Annotated in this window: 22 protein-coding genes; 21 read left to right on the top strand and 1 reads right to left on the bottom strand. The window is 48.3% G+C overall.

Features of this window, described 5'->3' with window-relative positions:
- The first annotated feature begins 26 nt into the window (after positions 1-26).
- The 15 genes from ACO0K4_RS10535 (at position 27) to ACO0K4_RS10605 (ending at position 15,439) form a co-directional block, all read left to right on the top strand.
- Positions 27-1,610, top strand: a complete 1,584-nt coding sequence (locus tag ACO0K4_RS10535; protein ID WP_422956572.1) for a M20/M25/M40 family metallo-hydrolase — start codon at positions 27-29, stop codon at positions 1,608-1,610.
- A gap of 364 nt (positions 1,611-1,974) precedes the next feature.
- Positions 1,975-2,454, top strand: a complete 480-nt coding sequence (gene gspG / locus ACO0K4_RS10540; RefSeq protein ID WP_422956573.1) for a type II secretion system major pseudopilin GspG — start codon at positions 1,975-1,977, stop codon at positions 2,452-2,454.
- Between the two features lie 8 nt (positions 2,455-2,462).
- Entirely contained in the window at positions 2,463-2,948 is a 486-nt protein-coding gene (locus tag ACO0K4_RS10545; protein WP_422956574.1) for a GspH/FimT family pseudopilin, read from the top strand.
- A 1-nt stretch (position 2,949) separates the two neighbouring features.
- Positions 2,950-3,351 carry a type II secretion system minor pseudopilin GspI gene (gene gspI, locus ACO0K4_RS10550; protein ID WP_422956575.1) on the top strand — a complete coding sequence of 134 codons (402 nt, stop codon included), beginning with the start codon at positions 2,950-2,952 and terminating at the stop codon, positions 3,349-3,351.
- Positions 3,341-3,994 carry a PulJ/GspJ family protein gene (locus tag ACO0K4_RS10555; protein WP_422956576.1) on the top strand — a complete coding sequence of 218 codons (654 nt, stop codon included), beginning with the start codon at positions 3,341-3,343 and terminating at the stop codon, positions 3,992-3,994. The genes gspI and ACO0K4_RS10555 overlap by 11 nt, the downstream gene beginning before the upstream one ends.
- Entirely contained in the window at positions 3,991-5,013 is a 1,023-nt protein-coding gene (gspK, locus tag ACO0K4_RS10560; RefSeq protein ID WP_422956577.1) for a type II secretion system minor pseudopilin GspK, read from the top strand. Before ACO0K4_RS10555 ends, gspK begins: the two co-directional genes overlap by 4 nt.
- A gap of 79 nt (positions 5,014-5,092) precedes the next feature.
- Entirely contained in the window at positions 5,093-6,379 is a 1,287-nt protein-coding gene (gene gspL / locus ACO0K4_RS10565) for a type II secretion system protein GspL (RefSeq protein ID WP_422956578.1), read from the top strand.
- Entirely contained in the window at positions 6,376-6,879 is a 504-nt protein-coding gene (gene gspM / locus ACO0K4_RS10570; RefSeq protein WP_422956579.1) for a type II secretion system protein GspM, read from the top strand. The genes gspL and gspM overlap by 4 nt, the downstream gene beginning before the upstream one ends.
- Before the next feature lies 1 nt (position 6,880).
- A complete protein-coding gene (locus tag ACO0K4_RS10575) occupies positions 6,881-7,660 on the top strand; it encodes a type II secretion system protein N (RefSeq protein ID WP_422956580.1) in 780 nt (259 codons plus the stop codon).
- A gap of 29 nt (positions 7,661-7,689) precedes the next feature.
- Positions 7,690-9,816, top strand: a complete 2,127-nt coding sequence (gspD, locus tag ACO0K4_RS10580) for a type II secretion system secretin GspD (protein WP_422956581.1) — start codon at positions 7,690-7,692, stop codon at positions 9,814-9,816.
- 4 nt (positions 9,817-9,820) lie between these two features.
- Positions 9,821-11,251, top strand: a complete 1,431-nt coding sequence (gene gspE, locus ACO0K4_RS10585; RefSeq protein ID WP_422956582.1) for a type II secretion system ATPase GspE — start codon at positions 9,821-9,823, stop codon at positions 11,249-11,251.
- A gap of 6 nt (positions 11,252-11,257) precedes the next feature.
- Entirely contained in the window at positions 11,258-12,478 is a 1,221-nt protein-coding gene (gene gspF, locus ACO0K4_RS10590; protein WP_422956583.1) for a type II secretion system inner membrane protein GspF, read from the top strand.
- A 76-nt stretch (positions 12,479-12,554) separates the two neighbouring features.
- Entirely contained in the window at positions 12,555-13,127 is a 573-nt protein-coding gene (locus tag ACO0K4_RS10595; RefSeq protein ID WP_422956584.1) for a type II secretion system protein N, read from the top strand.
- 8 nt (positions 13,128-13,135) lie between these two features.
- On the top strand, positions 13,136-13,939 hold the full coding sequence (locus ACO0K4_RS10600; protein ID WP_422956585.1) for a uracil-DNA glycosylase: 804 nt from the start codon (positions 13,136-13,138) through the stop codon (positions 13,937-13,939).
- Positions 13,940-14,182: 243 nt separating this feature from the next.
- Positions 14,183-15,439, top strand: coding sequence for an HD-GYP domain-containing protein (locus ACO0K4_RS10605; protein ID WP_422956586.1), 1,257 nt, complete (start codon positions 14,183-14,185; stop codon positions 15,437-15,439).
- 247 nt (positions 15,440-15,686) lie between these two features.
- Here ACO0K4_RS10605 and ACO0K4_RS10610 read toward each other — a convergent pair whose 3' ends face one another.
- Positions 15,687-16,667, bottom strand: coding sequence for an NADPH:quinone oxidoreductase family protein (locus ACO0K4_RS10610; protein ID WP_422956587.1), 981 nt, complete (start codon positions 16,665-16,667; stop codon positions 15,687-15,689).
- Positions 16,668-16,775: 108 nt separating this feature from the next.
- Here ACO0K4_RS10610 and surE point away from each other — a divergent pair, with 108 nt between their 5' ends.
- The 6 genes from surE (at position 16,776) to ndk (ending at position 22,801) form a co-directional block, all read left to right on the top strand.
- Positions 16,776-17,525, top strand: a complete 750-nt coding sequence (gene surE, locus ACO0K4_RS10615) for a 5'/3'-nucleotidase SurE (RefSeq protein ID WP_422956640.1) — start codon at positions 16,776-16,778, stop codon at positions 17,523-17,525.
- Positions 17,522-18,385 (top strand): protein-L-isoaspartate(D-aspartate) O-methyltransferase, encoded by an 864-nt coding sequence (locus ACO0K4_RS10620; protein ID WP_422956588.1) that lies wholly within the window; start codon positions 17,522-17,524, stop codon positions 18,383-18,385. Before surE ends, ACO0K4_RS10620 begins: the two co-directional genes overlap by 4 nt.
- Before the next feature lie 42 nt (positions 18,386-18,427).
- The gene (locus tag ACO0K4_RS10625) at positions 18,428-19,390 is read left to right on the top strand and encodes a peptidoglycan DD-metalloendopeptidase family protein (protein WP_422956641.1); all 963 of its coding nucleotides are present in this window, start codon (positions 18,428-18,430) and stop codon (positions 19,388-19,390) included.
- A gap of 95 nt (positions 19,391-19,485) precedes the next feature.
- The gene (gene rpoS, locus ACO0K4_RS10630) at positions 19,486-20,541 is read left to right on the top strand and encodes an RNA polymerase sigma factor RpoS (RefSeq protein ID WP_422956589.1); all 1,056 of its coding nucleotides are present in this window, start codon (positions 19,486-19,488) and stop codon (positions 20,539-20,541) included.
- Positions 20,542-20,697: 156 nt separating this feature from the next.
- Positions 20,698-22,032: a 23S rRNA (uracil(1939)-C(5))-methyltransferase RlmD gene (rlmD, locus tag ACO0K4_RS10635; RefSeq protein WP_422956590.1), complete on the top strand. Its 1,335-nt coding sequence runs from the start codon at positions 20,698-20,700 to the stop codon at positions 22,030-22,032.
- Between the two features lie 343 nt (positions 22,033-22,375).
- Positions 22,376-22,801 (top strand): nucleoside-diphosphate kinase, encoded by a 426-nt coding sequence (ndk, locus tag ACO0K4_RS10640; RefSeq protein ID WP_422956591.1) that lies wholly within the window; start codon positions 22,376-22,378, stop codon positions 22,799-22,801.
- The last annotated feature ends 22 nt before the right edge of the window (positions 22,802-22,823 follow it).

Genomic DNA, 22,823 nt, shown 5'->3' on the forward strand with positions numbered 1-22,823 from the left:
TATTGTGCATTTGGAGGGGTATTGTCATGCAAAAGAAAATCGTATCTGGACTGTTTTCTGGAATGTTAAGCAGTCTGTTGTTGATGGGTATAAGCACTGAGGCCATTGCGGGAACTAAAGTATGGATCACCCTGGGTGATACAGCGTTTCATCAGTTACAAAAACTCGCACCGCAGACAATTGCGAAAGATAGTCAGATCGTTGTCGCTAATCCAGGTTTTCAGGGACTCACTGGTTCGATGATCCAGGAGAAAGTGCACTTAGTTGAGGTGGATGAGCAACAGCTCGCCGGATTGTCGGCAGCAATACATCAGGAACTAAAGCGTTGCGGTGGATTTATGTTTCATCCGAATGAGAGTGCAGGGCGAGTTGCGTTAAGTAAGCCTGTGAGCCTGAATGCGCTCACGGCAAGCCTGGCACCATCGTATGTGATCGACAATCAGACGGTTGTGGCACCGATGCTGTCTCAGATGCAGGCAAGTAACATCGGCCAGACCATTATTGATATGTCGGGCTATGCGAATCGCTATTACACGACGACTAATGGCGTCAATGCCTCAAACTGGTTGAAACAAAAATGGGCGCAGATGACGTCGACCCGTAGCGATATCACTGTAGAACAATTTACGCATGCAAGCTGGAGTCAGAAGTCCGTGATCCTCACCATTAAAGGCACTGATAACGCTGCTGAAGTGATTGTCCTTGGCGCGCATCTGGATTCAATTAATACCAAAGGCACAACGGAAACCACCAAAGCGCCAGGTGCCGATGACGATGCCTCGGGTATTGCCAGCCTGACGGAAGTCATCCGGGTGTTGGTTGCCAACGACTACAAGCCGCGCCGCACCATTAAAATCATGGGCTATTCCGCAGAAGAAGTCGGTTTGCGTGGTTCCCAGGAAATTGCCAAGAGCTTTAAGGCCGCAAATACCAACGTGATTGGCATGATGCAGCTTGATATGACCAACTACAAAGGATCGGATAAAGATATTTATCTTTACACCGATTACACAAATAGCGCCCAGAACCAGTTTGTCGCCAATCTGATCTCAACATATCAGCCAAGTTTAAGTGTTGGTTACGATAAGTGCGGTTATGGTTGTTCGGATCACGCGTCGTGGTATGCCCAGGGTTATGCAACCTCCATGCCTTTTGAAACCGCATTTACCCAGGATAACCCTTATATTCATACAGAAAATGATACCTATGCCAATAGCGGCGGGCAGGCGAATCACTCGCTGAAGTTCGCACGTCTGGCTTTATCATTTGCGGTTGAATTGGGTAGTGATGGTGCAGCGACGCCCGGACCAGTGGATAAGGTAGAAACTTTTACTGGCAGTCTGACGAAGGGGCAAAAAGCCAGTTATGGTCCATTTAAAGTTGGTGCAGGAGGTAGCTTTGCTGCTGCGTTGAGCGGAACCGGAGATGCAGATCTGTATGTGCGCAAAACATCGGCGCCAACGACGACGACCTATGATTGCAAGTCAGACGGATCAACATCGACCGAAAGTTGCAGTATCAATTTAACGGCAAACGGTGATGCCTACGTTCTGTTAAACGGGTATTCTGCCGCGACTTACACCTTAAAAGTCACTTACAGGCCGCAATAAGATCGCAATAACACATCGTAATAGGTCGGATTGCCATTTGTAGGACATAGTTGCGCGAAGTATTACTCATAAACTATTCAGAAACTATTTAGAGACTAATAACTAGACTGTTATTTTTTTGAAATATACTTCGCGTACTATGCGATACTTTTTATGCGCACTAATGATGTGCCGTATTATCTGTTGTTAATTAGCGTAAATAAGTGCAACAGGGACAGGCTTTGCCGGTTTCGTGACGCATAATGAGTTTTGGAGATGTTTGCTTTGATAATGTTCCGATCAGAGCAAGTTTCTAAATTTGATGAATCTATGTTTTGCCGGGCAAATTTGTCTTTGCAGATGACATGTTTTACTTTTTATCCCTATGAGCGATCAAACTTTTCAACAAAATAATTCAACTCACCGTATTAAATCATCTCGATCTATTGTTTCGCGTGGCTTTACCTTGATTGAAATCATGGTTGTTGTGGTGATCATGGGGATTCTGGCTGCACTGGTTGTACCAAAATTAATGGGACGTACTGACGACGCCCGTATCGTCGCGGCAAAACAAGATATTTCTACCCTGATGCAGGCACTGAAGCTGTATCGTCTCGATAACCAGCGTTATCCGACCACAGAGCAGGGTCTGCAAGCGCTGATCATCAAACCGACTGCCGGGCCAGCCGCGAATGGCTGGAAAACCGGTGGCTACATCGATAAATTGCCGAAAGATCCCTGGGGCAATCCTTATCAATATCTGTCGCCAGGCATTAAAGGCGAGGTCGATATCTTTTCATTAGGCGCTGATGGTCAGCTCGGTGGCACGGGTAACGATGCCGACATCGGCTCCTGGGATCAATAAGGATCGTAGTGCAAGTTTTCCGAGGTTTCAGATCGCGTAATCAGGCAGGTTTTACCCTTCTTGAGTTACTGGTGGTATTGGTCATCGCTGGCATCATGCTAGGTGCCGTGTCCTTTAACGCCATGCAAAGCAGTCGTCAGCGCCTGCAGACAGATGCGCAAAGAATTGCTGTATTGCTCCAGCTGGCGCGTGAAGAAGCGATTGTCCGCAACCGGCCCATCGCTTTTGAGGCGGATCAAAACCAATACCATTTCCTGGTTCGCAACGAATTAACCTGGGAAATACTTCGTGATGTAGATATGTTGCGTGAACGTGAGTTCGTGATGAGTCCGGTGCTGCTCACGATCAGTCCTGCAACGAATATAGACAATGCCAATCTACGTATTATCTTTGGACGAGAGCCCGTCGATAAACCCTTCGTCTTGAGTATGGGGGCCGGTGAAGATCAGGTACTGATCAGGGCAGATGGCATTGGCCATTTTGTAGTGGAATAAGATGAAGCGCCATTCTCTACTTAAAAGAGCACCTTCTCGTTACTTGTCCGGATTTACCTTGCTGGAGGTGCTGGTGGCACTGGTCATCGTCGGCACCGCGCTTGGCGCAAGCCTTCGGGCGATTGGAAGTCTGACACAGAACAGTAACGATTTGCGTGCATCAATGATGGCGAGCTGGTCCGCTGAAAATCGACTGGCGCAGATTCGTCTCAGCAGCGAATGGCCTGCTTTGGGCGAGCGCTCATTCCCTTGTCCTCAGGGAGAATTGAATCTGGTCTGCGAAGAACATGTGCTGGGCACGCCTAATCCTCTGTTTCGAAGGGTGGAAGTGTATGTATTCGATGCTGCACACGCAGAGCGCCGTATCGTCAAGCTGACTCAAGTGGTGCCCAATGCGCTCTGAAAAAAAACAGTCCGGCTTTACTTTAATCGAACTATTAGTCGCAATCACGATTTTGGCGATCGTCGCTGTGCTCGGTTGGCGCGGCCTGGATAGCATTGTCAGAGCACGAATCGGACTCACTAATGAATTAGAACAATCACGTGGTACGCAAATCAGTTTTGCACAACTCGAAAATGATTGTGCACATCTCGCTGGTGTTGATTTGTTAGCGACACGTGAGAGTCTGCGGGCATCCCAACAAAGTTTGTTTTTGATTCGTACGGTTTTTGATGATAATCAGCCTTTACGTTTGCAGGTGATCGCTTATCGCTTGCTTGATGGTGTGCTGACACGGCGCGAATCGACCGCGACCCGTGACCTAAGGCAGCTTGATGCGGACTGGCAGAGCGCTTTAAATGAGACAGACGCTATGCCTATCGTGGTGCTGCAAAACGATGTGGCATCAATTGCCATGCGCACTTGGAATAAGGATGAGAACGCCTGGCGTGTTGCCGGTACGGATATTGATAGTGCCCAAAATCCGGCAAGCAGCGGTGGCAGTGCTGCTAAACCTATACCCCTGAAAAGCGGGCTGGAAATGTCTTTGCAATTACGTGGTAGAGAACACGCCATGTTAAAAGTATTTTTGCTGGGAGCTGCATGAAAGCTCTTCCTCACAAGCAGGCAGGCGTCGCGGTCGTCACTGCGCTATTACTTACTACCCTTGCCATTACGATAGTCGCCAGTTTGTTCTGGCAGCAGCAGGTGCAGGTTCGCTCAATTGAGAATCAGCGCCTTCAGCTACAAAAAAAATGGGTGCTGCGTGGTGCACTGGATTGGGCACGTCTTATCTTGCGCGAAGATGGACGCGGTCGCAAAGTCGATCACCTGAAAGAAGCTTGGGCAACGAATCTGGCAGAAACACGTCTCGATGAATATGTGGAAAACGGCCGGGCTGACTCCGAGAGCAGCGAGGCGACCTTATCGGGACAAATCAGCGATGCACAATCGCGATTTAACCTGAATAATCTGGCGACAGACGGTGTTGTAAATCCTAAGGCGATCATCGCTTTTCAACGCCTGCTGGGAAATCTTCGTCTGGATACTTCTTTGGCGGCTTCCGCCGCTGAAGCAATCGCTTCGTCCCAGACAAAAAAAACAACAGTGAGTGGCAGTAACCCTGCTACGACTCCAGGAGCCGCTTCTAATCCCACGGTGATAACAGGTGTGGCAAGTAATCCGTCTCAGACATCATCAGACAGTGTTCCTGCAGTACAATTCTTGCGCTTCACGCAAATCGATGATTTGTTATCTGTCTCCGGATTTAATGCCGATATGCTGACGAAATTACGAGACTTTGTCGTGGTTTTGCCACGCACCACGACGTTGAATGTTAATACGGCTTCTGCTGAAGTATTGTCCGCATGCATTCCGACATTGTCGATGTCAGATGCGGCGGCAATTGTCGCGAGCCGGGACAGGGCTGAATTTTTGGATTTGCCGGATTTTAAACAAAGATTTCCGGATAAACTGGCGAATCTCGCGGAGGGCGAGGTTTCTGTATTTACGGAATTTTTTATCGTCTCTGGAAAAATCCGCTTAGGCAGATCTTTTTTGAATTTTAATTCTCTGATTGAGCGTAACGACGCCATCACGAAAATTATCTGGATACGAGAACTGTAACTGTAAAGAAAACGGTAGTAGTTTTGGTAGTTTGACCATCATGATGCGCGGATGCTATTGCGTAAACAGAAAATAGATTATGGCAAGTACACTGTACATATTATTACCTTCAAAAGTCACTGCTCAGGCGAGTGCGGACTGGGCTAATTTGGCTCGGCCATTTGCTGCAGTGTCCGCCAACGGGACACTAGAGCAACAAGGTAGTCAGACACTCACTCAGTTAAAACCTGCCTTGATGCAAGCGCGTCAGGTCGTACTGTTGCTGGCGGCAAGTGATGTGAGTTTGTTGCAAGCGAAAGTGCCGCCGATGGCTGCATCGAAATTACGTATGTCGCTGCCGAACCTGCTGGAGGATCAGCTTTCTACCGAAGCGTCCGAGGTCATCTTGCAACCGGTCAGCGTCGTTGATGGATTGTGTACGGTCGCCGTCGTGGATAAAACCTGGATGGAAACGGTCTATCGCACTGTATTGATGTCGGGCGCCAAAAAAGTAGTGGCATATCCATCCCAGATGGCTATGGAGCGTCGCGCTGATGCGACCAGCGTTTTGTTGGATCAGGAAAATTTTATCATCGAGTTTGCAGCACGTCGTTTTGACGGTTCATTTATCGGACTCGGTTTAGGCTTAGATCAAACGGTGTCGACCGATATTCAACAACAGGCGGCTGGTGTATCGGAGTCTTTGCAGGCATTGAGTTTGTTTGTGCCGGAGCCGGACGTGACGGTATATCTTGATGCAAAAGCGATCGCGCCGTTTCAATATGCGTTGACCGAAAATGTAGAGATGGCTCAGCGTATTACCCTACAAGCATTGAGTTGGAAAAATCGGATTGCCGGACTCGACACACACACACCGGATTTGCTGGCAGGCCTCAGTTCAATCAATCAATCCTTTGTTGATTGGCGCATCTGGCGCTGGCCATTGGGTTTGGGTATCGCTGCTTTACTCATTAATATCATCGGTTTGAATATTGAGTGGTGGTCTTTAAAGCGTGAAGCGCAGGCACTGACTGCATCGATGACACAAGCCTATCGTTCAGCTTATCCTAAGGAATCGGTTGTCATTGATCCTCTGGCGCAGATGCAACAAAAAATCACTGCTGCAAAAAAAATGTCCGGACAATCCTCACCTGATGATTTCGTGGTATTAACGGCTCAGTTCGCGCAAGTCTGGGATCGTCTGGCACCTGGCGCGCCCGGAGCCAGTGTGCTGGGTGTGGAATACAGGGAGCGTAATTTATTTGTGAAAACAAAATCCTTTAATGCACCAGATCAGTTAAAAACCTCGTTGCAGGAACAGGCATTGACGCTGGTCTCATTCAAGGATGGTATTTTGCAGATTAAACCGGTTGGGAGTGCTAAATGAAAGCGCTAAGCTTAATGGATGCCATCACGTCTTACTTGCAGCAGCTAGAAACGCGTGAGCGTCGCATGCTTTTACTCGGCGTCACCAGTGTTGTAGTGGCTTTGTTATATTTTGTCGGTATTGATCCCGCCTGGTCAGGGAAAAAACAATTACAAAAAGCGATTCCGCAGCTAAAACAGCAGGTAGCTGAGATGGACGTATTGAGCAGGCAAAGTGCTCAGCTGGGGGCCGCAATGGCAGAAAACGTCGATGCGATTTCACGTGAAGCGGTTGAATTGTCTCTATCGCGTCGTGGCGTGAAAGTACAGAATCTCTCCGTATCTGATGATATGGTCAGATTGCAGATATCGACTGTAGCGTATCCGACGTTGATGGAATGGTTACTGGAGATGCAGAAGTCGAGTCGCTTGACAGTGGAAGAATCGAAATTGACCACTTTGGCTGAAAGTGGTCAGGTCAGTGCGACATTGACGATGAAGCAGCAAAAAAATAACCTCTGAAATGATGAAAATAAAAAAATTCATCTGGGTTATTGCTGCTGTTCTCAGTACTGTATTGACGGTATTGGTTTTTTTGCCTGCAAGCTGGATGGCTTTGTTGGTCGAGAAGCAAACGATGGGACGGCTTAGTCTGGGTGACGCACAAGGTAGTTTTTGGCGAGGATCAGCATTCATCGGTGGTGCACCGAGTGGCAATGCGCCGCTGACACCATTACTGCCCGGCAGGTTTAGCTGGCGGATTTCTCCGCTGTTGTTGTTAGGGCAGCTTGATGTTGCATTAGAAAATCCGGCATCGCTTTCTCAGCCTGTTACTCTGTCGGGGAATTTCTCACAATGGGCTGTCAGCGGTGCAGACTTAATAATACCTCCTGAACGTCTGGAGGGTTTAGGCGCACCGTTGAATACGATTGGCCCGTCGGGTCAGTTAAGGTTGTCCTGGAATAGTTTGCAATTTAATCGTCAGGGCGCGAAACTCGACGTGATCGGCGCGATGCGGCTAGAAATGAACGAGATGGCATCACGCCTTTCAGCAATTAAACCTTTGGGCAGTTATTTGCTGACGTTTGACTGGAAAGGGCAGACCGCTGATTTAACGCTGAATACCAACAAAGGACCTTTGTTGCTTAGTGGTGCCGGTGGTTTGCGTGATGGACGATTTCAATTTTCTGGTAAAGCAATGGCAGAAAAAGGGCAGGAAGACAGGTTGGCAAATTTGTTGAATTTGCTTGGGCAGCGCCGTAGGGATGGCGATAAGGATGTTATAGCGTTAGAGTTCAAATGAGAAAAAATCCATTGAAAGCAAGATCTGCGATGAACGTATCAGTACAACATGGCGTGAATGTGCGCCGACTCCCCTTGGTCGCTTTGTTGAGCGCGGCTTTTCTATGCTCCGGTTCGTTTCCCGCTTATGCACAGGATCCGGGGCAAAATACAGCGGCTCTCAATTTTGTCGGTGCCGACATTGAATCGGTGGTCAAAGCTATCGGACACTATACCGGCGTGACGTTTATCATCGATCCGCGGGTAAAAGGGCAGATTAATCTGGTATCAGAAAAACCTTTAACCAAGGATCAGGCATTTAAATTACTGACATCCAGCTTGCGTTTGCAAGGATATTCAGTGGTGACTGGTGATGGTTATTCTAAAGTGGTCCCAGAGTCAGATGCCAAATTACAGGCAGGTCCAATTCAGGCTGAGGCACTGAAAGGCGATCAGGTCGCAACGCAGATCTATCGTCTGAATTATGAATCGGCAAATAATATCGTGACGGTATTGCGGCCTCTGATTTCGCCGAATAATACGATCAACGCGAATCCTGGTAATAACTCCGTCGTGATTACCGATTATGCTGACAATATCAAACGCCTGACCAAAATCATCAACGCACTTGATATGCCGGCCTCTAATGATGTTGATGTCATCCCGGTCAAACACGCGATTGCCAGCGATCTGGCGGCGATGGTGGCAAAACTGACTGAGACCTCCGGTGCATCGGCAGATGCTGGCAAAGCCATTTTGCTCGCTGATCCGCGTACCAATTCGATCATGGTCAAAGCACCTTCCAGCGCGCGCGGAAATTTGCTGAAATCTTTGATTGCCAAACTCGATCAGCCTACGACCTTGCCAGGTAACGTCCATGTCGTTTACCTGAAAAATGCGGAAGCGGTAAAGCTCGCACAGACATTGCGCTCCATCGTGACACAGGACAGTTCTTTGCCAAGTAGCTCTACATCCAATCTGTCAGCTAATACGCCGTCAACATCAGGAACAGGTGCTGGCTCCACCAGTGGATTGGCGTCTTCTGCGACGACTGGTTCTGCTGCAACAGGCTTTGGTTCGAACAGCACCAGTTCAAGCGGGAGTTTATCTGCTGGTGGTGCTGGCGGGTTTATTCAAGCTGATGCCGCTACCAATACCTTGATTATTACAGCAAGTGAAACGGTTTATCGTAATCTGCGCGGTGTGATCGATCAACTAGATGCGCGCCGCGCGCAGGTCTATGTCGAGGCGCTGATTGTCGAAATTAAGGCGAATAAAGAAAATGAATTTGGTATTCAATGGTTAGGTTTGTCAGGTAATAGTAATAGCGATTACCGGGTCGGCGGTGGCACGTCATTCCAGGCATCGACCACGAATAATATTGGCGCCCTGATTGCTGGTAGCGGATCAACACTCCCGGGTGCGGGATTGACCCTAGGTCTGTTTAAACAGGTAAATGGTCAACTCGGATTAGGTGCCTTGGCGCATGCCTTGCAATCGAATGGTAACGGCAATGTTTTGTCGATTCCTACACTGATTACGCTGGATAATGAAGAGGCAAAAATTAGCGTTGGTCAAAACGTGCCCTTCATTACCGGACAATATGCATCGACCGGATCGACAGGCAGTAGCGGCGTCAACCCCTTTACTACCGTTGAGCGTAAAGACGTTGGCTTGGCGCTGAAAGTTAAGCCGCAGATATCCGATGGCGGCACGATCAAAATGTCGATCTATCAAGAGGTGTCCAGCGTTGATAAGACCACTGTGAATGCTTCAGGTCTGATTACGAACAAGAGTGTGATTGAGTCGAATGTTCTGGTTGACGACGGACAGATCATTGCGCTTGGTGGATTGATGAAAGACTCGACAGATGATTCGAACGAGGGTGTGCCCTTGCTCAGTGAAATCCCTGTGTTGGGTAATTTGTTTAAATACCAGACCAAGACGCGTGGCAAAACCAGTCTGATGATTTTTATCCGGCCTATCGTGATTCGTAATGCGGAACAAAGTAATAATGTGTCCCTGGACCGCTACGACTATATGCGCGCACAAATCACACCAACTAAAGAAACCGATGCAGCGACTTTGTTACCTGAAATCGAAAAGGGTAAATTATTTAAAGCGCCAGCAGCAACAGCGGTCGATAAGTCCAAGTCTGACAGCAAAGAGAGTAAATAAGAGCATGCTAGAGAACCGCTTATTGCCCTATGCGTTTGCTCGTGATTTTTCTGTGCTGGCAAGTCGTGATCTGAGCAAAGAAACCTCTTCAGTAGCACTCGCTGTATCGACGCAGACTAAGCCTGCTGCGATTGCCGAGGTCGGGCGCCGCTTTGGCCGGATTGCATTGCAGGTCATGCCGCACGAAGATTTACTTGAGCTGATTGCCAAGGCCTACGCTGGCTCTGGTGGTGATGCTGCCGATGTCGTCGGCGAAGTCGAGTCTGACCTCGATTTGGCCAAGCTAATGTCTGATATGCCTGCGATCGAGGATTTGCTGGAATCCGCGGATGACGCGCCGGTTATTCGCATGATCAATGCTTTGTTGACACAGGCTTTGCGAGAAGGCGCTTCGGATATTCATATCGAACCGTTTGAACAAATTTCTGTTGTGCGTTTTCGTATTGATGGATCTTTGCGCGATATCGTTCGCCCGAAGAAAGGAATCCACGCGTCATTGATTTCTCGTATCAAAATCATGGCACAGCTTGATATCGCGGAAAAAAGGTTGCCGCAAGATGGCCGGATTACTTTGCGTATCGGTGGTAAGCCTGTTGATGTTCGTGTTTCGACTTTGCCAACGGGGCACGGCGAACGCGCAGTATTGCGCTTGCTTGATAAAGAGGCTGGCCGGCTTGATTTAAGCAAGCTTGGCATGAGCGACGATGTGTTACCGCAATTTGATAAATTAATCGCTCAGCCGCATGGCATTGTGCTAGTAACCGGGCCAACCGGTTCAGGTAAAACTACAACATTGTATGCGGCTCTGTCGCGCATTAATGCGGGTACTACCAATATTCTGACGGTCGAAGATCCTATCGAATATGAGCTTGCCGGCGTAGGGCAGACGCAAGTGAATACGCGAATTGACATGACGTTTGCGAAGGCTTTGCGTGCGATCTTACGTCAGGATCCTGACGTGATTATGATCGGTGAGATCCGTGATTTAGAAACCGCACAAATCGCTGTTCAGGCATCGCTGACCGGCCATCTCGTGCTGGCTACCTTGCACACCAATGATTCTGCTGCTGCGGTCACGCGTTTACTGGATATGGGGATTGAACCATTCCTGTTGTCCTCGTCTTTGCTCGGTGTCATTGCGCAGCGCCTGGTAAGAAAATTATGCGTTCACTGCAAACGGTTTGACGGCAAGGTATGGCATGCCGAGGGATGTGAGCACTGTGGGCATACCGGTTATCAGGGGCGGGTAGGGGTTTATGAATTGCTGCTGACGACCGAAGAAATTCGCGCTCAAATCCATCATCAGGCGGCTGAGGCCGAAATTCGTGCGGCTGCACAGAAAGATGGCATGAGAACTATGCGAGAAGACGGTGAGCGCTGGTTAAGTACTGGCATTACCACGCCTGAAGAATTATTGCGTGTGACGAAAGAATAATCAACCGTGCCAGCATTCCGATACGAAGCCGTTGATCAGGACGGTACCAGCAAAAAAGGCGTAGTGAATGCCGACAGCGCACGCGCTGCCCGGGCTGATTTACGTAGCCAGGGATTTTTGCCAGTTTCTGTTGACGCTCTTGCCAATCAACTAGATGCAGAAGGTAAAAAACGGCGCAGCTTGTTTGGTGAGCATTTGTCCAATGTCGAGCTAGCCTTGTTTACACGACAGCTCGCCAGTTTGCTGGAGGCTGGACTTCCGCTGGAACAATCGTTTTCAGCTTTATTGGAACAAGCTGAGCGTACTTATATCCGTGATTTAATCGGCTCCATCCGCTCAGAGGTCATGGCCGGCGCTGCTTTGTCTGATGCCTTGAAACAGCACCCCAATGATTTTGCCGATATTTATTGTGCTCTGGTTGCATCGGGGGAGCAGATTGGTCATTTATCGCGTGTTTTATCGCGTCTGGCAGACTATATCGAACGCCGTAATTCCCTGGTCCAGAAAGTAAAATTAGCGTTTACTTATCCGGCAATTGTAACGGTCGTCGCTTTTTTGATCGTCATATTTTTGCTGACGTATGTCGTGCCACAGATTGTTTCAGTATTTGCGAATACCAAGCAAAAGCTTCCTTTGCTGACGGTGATGATGCTGGCGATTTCTGATTTTGTGCGTAATTACGGTATCTATGTCGCGATAATTATCGCACTGGCGTTTTGGGTCTGGCGTACTGCGCTTAAAAATCCTGACGTTAAAATGCGCTGGCATACCTGGCTTTTGACCGCGCCGCTATATGGCAAATTTGAACGTAGCTTGAATACGGCTCGCTTCGCTAATACCCTCGCGATCACTACCGGATCTGGTGTGCCGATACTCCGTGCTTTACAAACCAGTCGTGAGACTTTGTCCAACGTTGCGATGCAAGCTCAGGTTGAAGAAGCGACTGCCAGTGTGCGTGAAGGCGTGGGCCTCGCCCGTGCACTATCTGCACACAAACATTTCCCGCCTATGCTGATACATATGATACGTGCTGGTGAAGTCACCGGAGAATTGCCTGCCATGTTGGAGCGTGCATCGAATGCGCAGGAGCAAGACCTGGAGCGTCGTGCCCTAACGATTGCCGGTTTGCTGGAACCTGCGTTGATCCTCGCAATGGGTGTCGTTGTCTTGTTGATCGTGCTCGCGGTGTTGATGCCGATTATTGAAATTAACCAGTTGGTTCGATGACTGTGCAATGGCAACATCTCTTGTATGCCAGCCTTCCATCGGTGTCAGCAAATAAAGAATCAAATCAAGGAATGAAATGAAGCGCGTACCTCTTATCATCAGTTTTTTGATGTTCATTGTCGTTTGCATGTCGCTCAGTTTCTGGGGCATTCAACTATTTAAGCCAAAGGCACGTGCCGTTGCAGTGCCTTCGCAAACGGTAGCGTTTGAGCCGGGTGCGGGTCAATGGGGGAATATTTTTGGTGCGAGCCAGATTGCGCAAGCCGCCAGTAATTACCAGCTAAAAGGTGTCATCCTTGCCAGACGCCTCAACGATAGCGTTGCTATTGTGAGCGCCAATGGCAAACCTGCGCAGGCTATTGGCATCAATCAGGAGCTGTCCCCAGGTATCACGCTGCAAGAAGTGCATGATCAATATATTCTGATATCCGAAAACGGAATAATGAAGCGCGTTGAATTGCCACCTTCTGCGACCATCGTTTCTTCACCGTCTGCAGCGATGAATAGTCCGGCAGTACCACCGCCGAATCCCATCGCATTTCCGCAAAATAACCGTCAGGTTTTTAGCGGACCGAACCCTGGTATCGGGATAAGTAGTGGTGTTCCCGTGATTAATCCACCTGCCTCGGCTCCAGATAATCAACGCTAGGGTATTCTTTGTTATTTCCCAATTATATTGAGCAAGCATTAACGCTTGCAGACCCTTCATGGATACCGGCCTTACGAAGTGCCTTATCCGATTTGCAGCGCGCAGATTCTGCGTACCTGTCACAGTTAGAAAACACTGATTTTTTGCCGGAGGCTACGCGCTTATTTGCGGCTTTTGCATTGCCGATAGACCGCGTCCGTTATGTGTTAATCGGTGAAGGACCGTACCCAAGAGCGGAGAGTGCGACGGGTTTTTGCTTTATGGATGGCGCCGTAGGGGATCTATGGTCTCCGGATCTGGATGGCGGCTTATCGAAAAAAGTAAATCGTGCTACTTCTCTCCGTAATTTCATAAAAATGCTGCTGGTCGCAGATGGCTATTTAGCTGAGGCGGATACCTCCATTGCGGCAATGTCTGTCGTCGCAAGGCAAGCAAAATTACCCGGCGCTGAGTTGATTCAGACTTTGCCTGCGTTGCAACAGAATTTATTAAATCAAGGATTTTTGTTGCTGAACGCGACACTGGTTTTTCGTCCTGATGTCGCGCCTGCCAAAGATGCCAAGGCGTGGCAACCATTCTTGCACAATATTTTGATTGCCCTCCATGAACGTCAAACAAAATCGGAAGAGCAAGCGGTGACAGCGGCGACTCTCGTCTTGTGGGGAAAGATTGCAGAGCAGTTAAAGCAAATTTCTGTGACTGAATTATTTTCACAGCAAATTGCAGAGCACCCGTATAACCTATCGTTTATTTGCAACAAAACGATGCAATCCTTTTTTAAACCACTGCGCTTGCTACAGAGAGTGACTTAAAAACAGATGGGTCCTTTATCTAGGACTTAGGTATGTGAGCTTGTAGATTCATTTGTTATTTGATTTTCTTTCATATTATTTCTCTGAAAATTGTTCATTTGTCTATCCTGTTGGATAAGCTAAGGCCATAACTTCGTGGCTTAAGGAATAGGCTAAACGATCAGTTTAAAATTCGTCATCCATATGGTTTATCGGTGATAGGATAATGAGTAATCGATACCGTTCAGGCACTGACACTCAAACATGCTGAAGAAAATTGAAATAAAACAGCTGCGAGTTGGTATGTATGTACAGGAATTATGTAGTTCCTGGATGGATACACCATTCTGGCAAAAATCTTTCATGATTGATGATCAAAACATCTTAACCAAGGTTTTGAGCACCAAAATTAAAGAAGCCTGGATCGATACCAGCAAAGGGCTGGACGTCTATGTGGCGACTGAGTCGGAGCCCTCAGCTCCTGTCATTCACGTGGCAGAACCGGAAGTTGTCACGATAGTTAAATCTGCTCCGCCTCCTCTTAGCGACATTCCCAATGTATCGATGGAGGACGAAGTCGGGCGTGCTGCGAAGATTGTGACCCGATCCAAACAAGCTGTGTTTTCGATGTTTAATGAAGCCCGTATGGGTAAGGCCGTCGAAGTCGAAAATGTCCTGCCTTTGGTCGATGAAATAGCAAGCTCCGTTATGCGTAATTCTGGCGCGTTGATTGGCTTGGCGAGGTTAAAGACCAAAGACGACTACACGTATATGCACTCTATCGCTGTTTGCGCGTTGATGATTGCTTTATCCAAGCAATTGGGTCTCAGTGATGAGCAAACACGCGAAGCTGGTCTGGCTGGCCTATTGCATGACATCGGTAAGATGATGGTGGCCGATGATATCCTGAACAAGCCGGGTAAATTGACGGACGCTGAATTTGTCTCAGTTAAGCAGCATCCTGTCGCGGGTTATAAAATGTTGCTAGAAGTTGCAGGTCTTAGCGAGGTGGCGCTTGATGTCTGCCTGCATCACCATGAAAAGGTGGATGGCTCAGGTTATCCAGAGCGGCTAAAAGGTGAGCAGATTAGCCTCTTTTCGAAAATGGGAGCAGTTTGTGACGTCTATGATGCAATCACTTCGAATCGTCCATATAAGCAAGGATGGTGTCCCGCAGAGTCCGTTAAAAAAATGGCGGAATGGAGCAAGGGGCATTTTGATGAGGCGGTATTTCAGGCTTTTGTCCGAAGTATCGGTATCTTCCCGGTCGGCACTCTGGTGCGCTTAGAGTCAGGCAGGCTCGGTGTTGTTGTCGAGCAGCAGACTGGCAAGTCCTTATTATCGCCAAAGGTGAGAGTGTTTTTTTCTATCAAATCGATGGCGTATGTCATGCCTGAGTTGCTTGATCTTGCTGGCCCTGGATTGCAGGATAAAATCGTTGCACGCGAGGATGCGGTTAAATGGGGTCTGAAAGATATTAATCGCTATTGGTTAGGAGATGCCTCAACGCCTGGTAATTGAAGGCGTGATTTGATAAGCGATATGCTAGGCAGAATAAAAAAAGCACCTCGGTATGAGGTGCTTTTTGTTGGATATCGAGGCATTGTCAAGTCTGCTCACCGCTCAATAATCAAATAACGAAATGACTAGATGGTGAAAGGTTAGCCTAACAGGCTGGCTTGTAATGCAGATCTTACTCTTGTATTGTCCTGCTTCACTCTTGCTCCCATTTCGCTAACTTAATTACAAACTTTAAGTTCGCATGAACTTACTTTTCGGGTTGGATAACGACTTTACCCGTTACTTTGCGCGCCGCTATATCGTTCAGCGCGATTGCAGTATCTTTTAACGCATAACGACCAGAGATATGCGGTTTAATTTTACCTTCGGCTAACCAGCCCATCAGTTCACGCATTGCTGCCATATTCGCTTTGGGTTCACGTTTGGCAAATTCACCCCAGAATACGCCGACTAATGACGCACCTTTGAGTAATGTCAGGTTCAAAGGCAGTTTGGGAATTTCACCGTTTGCAAATCCGATCACCAGATAGCGGCCGCGCCATCCGATGGAACGGAATGCTGGCTCTGCATAAATACCGCCGACCGGATCGTAAATCACATCCGGACCTTTGCCATCGGTGGCGGCTTTGATTGCTTCGCGCAAATCTTCGGTGCTGTAATTGATGGTCAGATCTGCGCCATGTTCTTTACAGATAGCCAGCTTTTCATCGGAGGACGCTGCTGCAATAACGCGCGCACCCAATGCTTTGCCAATTTCTATCGTTGCCAGACCTACACCACCTGCAGCGCCAAGTACCAGCATGGTTTCGCCTGCTTTGAGTTGAGCGCGATCAACAACCGCATGATGTGATGTGCCATAAGTCAGCGTGATGGCCGCAGCGGTATCAAAATCCATGCCGGGAGGCATAGGCATCACGGCCTGAGCAGGAGCGATTACTTGCTGGGCAAATGCACCGTGTCCGATGAAGGCAATGACTTTGTCGCCTACATTGATCTTGCCAACGCCCTCACCGACGGCGCGTACAACGCCAGAAAGCTCACTGCCGGGAGTGAATGGCAGCTCTGGTTTAAATTGATATTTATTCTGAATGATCAAGACGTCGGGAAAATTTACGCCGGCTGCTTTCACATCAATGACAACTTGTCCGGCACCGGGTACCAGATCCGGCAAGTCTTCTACTACCAGTGTGTCGGGTGAACCCCAGGCTTTACACAATACCGCTTTCATGTTTTTGTCTCCTGATTGAAATAGTACGGTCGTTTGATTTTATGATTATGCCGTAAAAAACTACTTGTTGTCTGATTTTACAAAGTTGCATCGGTTAAAATGTTGATCATGAAAATCCTGATCAGTAATGACGATGGTTACCTCGCGCCCGGCATCATTGCCCTGGCAGACGCTTTATCCTCGATCGCAGAGGTCACCGTGGTAGCACCGGATAGCAACCGCTCCGGTAGTTCCAACGCGTTGACGCTGGATCGTCCCCTGTCTGCTTATCGGGCGGCTAATGGCTATTACTTCGTGAATGGTACGCCGTCAGATTGTGTGCATATCGCTTTGACGGCAATCATGCAGACCAAACCTGATTTGATTGTATCTGGTATCAATCAAGGGCAAAACATGGGTGACGATACCTTGTACTCCGGTACCGTTGCCGCAGCGACTGAGGGGTATCTGTTTGGCATCCCGGCAATCGCTTTTTCTCAGGTAGAAAAAGGCTGGTCACATCTCAATTCTGCGGCAAGAGTCGCGCGTGAGATGATAGAGCAAGGTTTTCCGACTTTGAGTCAGCCGTTTTTGTTAAATGTGAATATTCCTAATCTGGATTATGCGCAGATCAAAGGGGTTAAGGCTGCAAGATTAGGAAAACGCCATACATCTGAACCGGTGATCAAAGCACGCGATCCCCACGGTCGGGATATCTATTGGATCGGTCCGCCAGGTATGGCAAAAGATGCTGGCGAAGGAACCGATTTTTATGTAACAGGGCAGGGGTATGTATCGCTGACGCCGTTACAAATTGATTTAACCAATATGCGCCAATTGGCGCAATTGCAAAGCGAATTCGGAGCTGGCGAGATATGAATAAGGACGGCAAACGCTTCCCTCTCAGCTTGTCCTCGGTCGTTGATCCGCCTGGTAAAGCTATAAGCCGCCCTGCACATTCTCCAAAGACAGCAACGCAGCAAACGGCAATGCAAAATGCGATCACGCATGGACCAGTAAAAAAACAATTTGTCACTGGTCAGCCGATATCTGGTGGTAATCTGAATCAGGATAAAATTACACCCGAATCCTCTCGTGGCAGTCCGTTGGTATCGGATGCTGTGCGGCGTGCGATGGTTGCCCGGGTGGCGCAGCAAGGCGTCAAAGATCAACTTGTGTTATCCGCACTGGAGGCGATACCCAGACACCTCTTTGTACAGTCAGGGCTGGCCAGTCAGGCTTATATTGATGCCTCACTTCCGATTGGACATCATCAGACCATTTCACAGCCGTATATTGTCGCCCGTATGACTGAGATCATGCGTGATGGCGGCGCTTTAAATCGTGTGCTGGAAATTGGTACGGGTTGCGGATATCAGGCCGCCGTTTTATCTCTGGTGGCAAAAGAAGTGTTTTCTATCGAGCGCATAAAAGCCCTGCATGAACTGGCGAAGAACAACCTGCGACCGATGCGGATTGCGAATATTCGCCTGCATTACGGCGATGGCATGCTCGGATTGCCTCAGGTCGCGCCGTTTGACGGTATCATTATGGCTGCAGCAGGTATGGAAGTGCCCAAAGCGCTGCTGGAGCAACTGACAATTGGTGGACGTTTAATCGCTCCTGTCGGTGGCGCCAGGCAAGTTCTGCAATTAATTCAACGTACGGCGAAAAATGAGTGGACAAGTTCTGTACTGGAACACTGTCATTTCGTCCCTTTGCACCAAGGCGTGATCTGATCTCGAAGCGCGCATGTTTAATCAAGTGAATTAGTAATGAGTATGAAGAAATTAAAATTAGTCGCAGGAGTAATTTTGCTGGTGTTGGTCAGTGCCTGTAGCACGACGCCAAATAATGCCCCGGTGGTTGATCGTGGCACGGATAACAGTAATCCTGATGCCTTAAAAGGATCGGCAACGGCTTCGACTAAACCGGTCGCCAAGCCGGTAGACAGCCGCAATACTTACATCGTCAAAAAAGGGGATACTTTATTTCGCATCGCTCTGGATCATGGTCAAAGCTACAGTGATATTGTGACCTGGAATAATCTTAAAAATCCAAATGACATCAAGGTTGATCAGGTACTGCGCGTAGCGCCTCCTGATGGCAATGCTACAGTACAGACCGGCGCTGTCATTGCAAATCCTGGTGTAGAGGTCAGACCTTTATCATCGGTGAATCCATCGACGAATAAAACATCTCCGCGTGGCGATAAGCGGCCTTATTCCGAGGCGACGCTGGCTGATCTGCAAAAATCAGATGTGCCCACGGCTGTTGCTGCTGTCGTTCCGCCAGTCGTTGCCAGTGTGCCCAAAAACGAAGTGACGACTCCTCCAAAGCCGGCGGATGTGACTTCATCGCCTGCCGATGGTGAGGCGGTTGACTGGATGTGGCCTGCAGATGGTAAAGTCATTGCAGGATATGACGAGGCTAAAAATAAGGGTTTGGATATCTCGGGTAAATTGGGGCAGGATGTCTTGGCCGCTGGTGCTGGCAAAGTCATGTATGCAGGCAGCGGGATACGTGGTTATGGTAATCTTGTTATCATCAAACACACTAATACCTTGCTTTCGGCTTATGCGCATAATAAAGCGATTTTAGTTAAAGAAGGTCAGGCGATTAGTAAGGGGCAAAAAATCGCTGAGATGGGGAATTCAGATAGTGATGCAGTCAAGCTGCATTTTGAAATCCGTCAGCAAGGTAAGCCGGTTGATCCTTCAAAATTTTTGCCGCGTCAGCAGTGAGAATGTTTGCGGTATCAGTGCCTGTCGATCAACAAAGTTATGGTGAGTCTGCTAACCATCATTAAAATAGGATAAGTCGTTTTATTAATTCAACTATGCCGAAAACTTCCTCCAAGCATCAACTGCAATCGACTGAAATAGATGAAGATCAGGAGCGCCGCGTTGATGTAGCGACTGAGCAGTTGGCTGTGCCCTCAGACTTCTCTGAAGACGAGGGTGAAGAAGTTCAGGATAGTCAGGATGGGCAAAGCGATAATCCTGTCTCATTAATCGTCGCGCCGATTGACGAGTTAAAAACGGTGCTGGCTGCAGAATTATCTACGGATACGACGCAACACTATCTCAATCAGATAGGCACGCGACCACTGTTTGCTGTCGCAGAAGAGTTGCATTACGCTACCTTGGCCAAGCAGGGAAATTTTGAGGCTCGGCAAAAAATGATTGAGCACAATTTGCGTCTGGTCGTCTCAATCGCCAAGCATTACATCAATCGCGGAGTGGCTCTGTTAGACATGATCGAGGAAGGTAATCTCGGTCTAATGCATGCCATCGATAAGTTTGAGCCTGAGCGCGGCTTCCGCTTTTCTACTTATGCTACCTGGTGGATACGTCAGAGTATTGAGCGCGCCATCATGAATCAGGCGCGGACTATTCGCTTGCCGGTGCATATGGTTCGCGAACTGAATCAAATTCTTCGCGCAAAATATCATCTTGAGTCACAGCAGCATGATGGTCGCGATGCCGCACTGGAAGATATCGCACATCTGGTAGACCGTCCGATTGATGAGGTACAGGATATCCTGGCGTTATCAGAACACGCAACTTCGCTCGATACGCCGCTCGATAATGATCCGCAGTCGAGCCTGATGGATATGTTGCCTGGCGATAGTGAAGATACGCCTGATATTCGTGCAGAGCATCACGAAATGACGATTCTGGTACGTGACTGGCTGTCCAAATTGCCTGATAAGCAAAGAATTGTGATTGTGCGCCGTTTCGGTTTGGATAACGACGATCCGGCTACTCTGGAAACCTTGGCTGATGAGATGGGCATTACGCGTGAGCGTGTGCGTCAGATTCAGCAAGAAGCGCTGATTAAGCTGAAGCGCTCATTCGCCTCGCGTGGCGTAGGCAGGGATGCTTTGTTGTAGTTGCGGCTCCGTTTTATCGGCTTATTTTTTTTGCCTGTTAAGGGTCTTGATGCAAATTCTCTGCATCAATTGCGGGTGACCAGTCAGATTCTCTTATAATCCCGCTTTCTGAATATTTCCTAATCTGCATGGCATACACGTCATGTATTGTCCAATATGAAAACAATTAATATCCGCTCCCTTGATATGGACGCCCGCGGCGTTGGCCATATTGAAAATGAAGACGGTAGTCCTGGTAAGGTGGTCTTTGTCGAGGGGGCTTTGCCCGGCGAAGAGGTGGGCTTTCAAACTTTCAGGAAAAAGCCTAGCTGGGAAGCGGCAACGATGACGCAACTGGTGCATGAATCTTCACAAAGGGTGAAGCCTAAATGTGCCTACTTCGGCCTGTGTGGTGGTTGCTCTATGCAGCATCTGGATGCCAGTGCACAGGTTGCAATGAAGCAGCGGGTGCTGGAAGACAATCTCTGGCATCTAGGTAAAGTGAAGGCGGATACTATGTTGCGCCCAATTTATGGTCCGACCTGGGGGTATCGTTACCGTGCTCGGTTGTCGGTGCGTAATGTGCAGAAAAAAGGCACCGTGCTGGTCGGTTTTTACGAGAAAAAATCCCGTTATGTCGCCAACATGGAGGCCTGCGAAATACTGCCGCCGCATGTCTCCGCAATGTTGATGCCACTTCGCGCTCTGGTCGCAAGTTTGTCTATTGTTGATGAGTTGCCGCAAATTGAACTTGGTATCGGCGAGGGCGTGACTGCTATGGTCTTGCGTATCATGGCGCCTTTGACCGCTGACGATGAGGTGAAGTTGCGGGTGTTTGCAGATCAATATGCTGTTCAGTGGTGGCTGCAGACAAAAGGTCCGGAGACCGCAACGCCGTTTTATCCCGAGCAAAGCGAATTGCATTATCTGTTGCCGGAGTTTGGTATCAAGATGCCGTTCAAGCCGACCGACTTTACGCAGGTCAATCACCATATCAACCGCGTATTGGTCGAGCGCGCCTTGCGCATGCTGGATGTCCAGGCAGATGAGCGGATTGCGGATTTGTTCTGCGGACTCGGTAATTTCACTTTGCCTATAGCAACCATGGCGAAAGAGGTCGTGGGCATTGAGGGGAGTGATACTTTGACCGAGCGTGCGCAAGAAAATGCGCTGGCGAACGGATTGCATCAATCAACCTCATTCAGCACGCGGAATTTGTTTGAAATTACGGCGCAAGATTTTGTTGCTTTGGGTAAGTTTGATCGCTTCCTGGTCGATCCACCTCGCGATGGAGCGATGGCGGTGTGCCAGGCTTTGATCGATCTGGGTGATATTGCCCCAGAGCTAAAGCCTAAGCGTATCGTCTACGTCTCATGCAGTCCGTCCACTTTGGCAAGAGATGCCGGCATGTTAGTCGGTCAGGCGGGCTATAGACTGAGCTTCGCGGGTGTCGTGAATATGTTTCCGCATACATCCCATGTTGAATCGATGGCTGTTTTTGATTTAATTTAATTTCGCTATATTGGTTATACTGAGGGGTGTATATTTTCAATGCGCTCGTTTACGTTGCGCGTTTGGCATGTATTTTGAATATACTCCCTCTTTTTTTGAAAAAATCGATGCATTTCGGCTCTTTTTATGAGCGCTTGGCTGAATTTGTTAGTTTTGCTCAGCTTGTGCCTAGACATCTTTTACGTGAAAGACTTGCAATTCATGTCAATAAAGAAAATAATTCTCAATAGTAATGGCTTTCATTGACAACTTACCTAGCTATTGCTGTTTCGTGATAAAATCTAAGGTTAGATGAATTCTTGAAATTTTGTCTTAACCCTTTCATTTTATTGGAGTTTTTTAGATGGCTATCGAACGTACATTGTCTATTATTAAGCCTGACGCAGTTGCAAAAAATGTGATTGGTCAAATTGTCAGCCGTTTTGAAGCAGCTGGTTTGAAAGTAGTTGCTGCTCGCCTGACACAATTGTCACGTGCTGAAGCAGAAGGCTTCTACGCAGTTCACGCAGCTCGTCCTTTTTTCAAAGATCTGGTTGATTTCATGATCTCCGGTCCAGTTTTTGTACAAGCGTTGGAAGGCGAAGGCGCGATTTTGAAAAATCGTGATCTGATGGGTGCAACTGATCCTAAGAAGGCAGAAAAAGGCACAATCCGTGCTGATTTCGCTGAATCCATCGACGCAAATGCAGTACACGGTTCTGATGCAGCTGAAACAGCGGCTGTCGAAATCGCTTACTTCTTCCCTGCGTTGAACGTGTACTCACGTTAATCGTTTTATTGTAACGTCGCCT

Source organism: Undibacterium sp. RuTC16W (assembly GCF_049339445.1).
GTDB lineage: Bacteria > Pseudomonadota > Gammaproteobacteria > Burkholderiales > Burkholderiaceae_D > Undibacterium.

Bases quoted from the DNA above. Each gene is read 5' to 3' on its own strand.
- gspM (WP_422956579.1), top strand. From the start codon at position 6,376: ATGAAAGCGCTAAGCTTAATGGATGCCATCACGTCTTACTTGCAGCAG.
- gspD (WP_422956581.1), top strand. From the start codon at position 7,690: ATGAACGTATCAGTACAACATGGCGTGAATGTGCGCCGACTCCCCTTG.
- gspL (WP_422956578.1), top strand. From the start codon at position 5,093: ATGGCAAGTACACTGTACATATTATTACCTTCAAAAGTCACTGCTCAG.
- ACO0K4_RS10605 (WP_422956586.1), top strand. From the start codon at position 14,183: ATGCTGAAGAAAATTGAAATAAAACAGCTGCGAGTTGGTATGTATGTA.
- ACO0K4_RS10555 (WP_422956576.1), top strand. From the start codon at position 3,341: ATGCGCTCTGAAAAAAAACAGTCCGGCTTTACTTTAATCGAACTATTA.
- gspI (WP_422956575.1), top strand. From the start codon at position 2,950: ATGAAGCGCCATTCTCTACTTAAAAGAGCACCTTCTCGTTACTTGTCC.
- ACO0K4_RS10620 (WP_422956588.1), top strand. From the start codon at position 17,522: ATGAATAAGGACGGCAAACGCTTCCCTCTCAGCTTGTCCTCGGTCGTT.
- ACO0K4_RS10535 (WP_422956572.1), top strand. From the start codon at position 27: ATGCAAAAGAAAATCGTATCTGGACTGTTTTCTGGAATGTTAAGCAGT.
- surE (WP_422956640.1), top strand. From the start codon at position 16,776: ATGAAAATCCTGATCAGTAATGACGATGGTTACCTCGCGCCCGGCATC.
- rlmD (WP_422956590.1), top strand. From the start codon at position 20,698: ATGAAAACAATTAATATCCGCTCCCTTGATATGGACGCCCGCGGCGTT.
- ndk (WP_422956591.1), top strand. From the start codon at position 22,376: ATGGCTATCGAACGTACATTGTCTATTATTAAGCCTGACGCAGTTGCA.
- ACO0K4_RS10625 (WP_422956641.1), top strand. From the start codon at position 18,428: ATGAAGAAATTAAAATTAGTCGCAGGAGTAATTTTGCTGGTGTTGGTC.
- gspG (WP_422956573.1), top strand. From the start codon at position 1,975: ATGAGCGATCAAACTTTTCAACAAAATAATTCAACTCACCGTATTAAA.
- gspK (WP_422956577.1), top strand. From the start codon at position 3,991: ATGAAAGCTCTTCCTCACAAGCAGGCAGGCGTCGCGGTCGTCACTGCG.
- ACO0K4_RS10575 (WP_422956580.1), top strand. From the start codon at position 6,881: ATGATGAAAATAAAAAAATTCATCTGGGTTATTGCTGCTGTTCTCAGT.
- ACO0K4_RS10595 (WP_422956584.1), top strand. From the start codon at position 12,555: ATGAAGCGCGTACCTCTTATCATCAGTTTTTTGATGTTCATTGTCGTT.
- ACO0K4_RS10610 (WP_422956587.1), bottom strand. From the start codon at position 16,667: ATGAAAGCGGTATTGTGTAAAGCCTGGGGTTCACCCGACACACTGGTA.
- gspE (WP_422956582.1), top strand. From the start codon at position 9,821: ATGCTAGAGAACCGCTTATTGCCCTATGCGTTTGCTCGTGATTTTTCT.
- rpoS (WP_422956589.1), top strand. From the start codon at position 19,486: ATGCCGAAAACTTCCTCCAAGCATCAACTGCAATCGACTGAAATAGAT.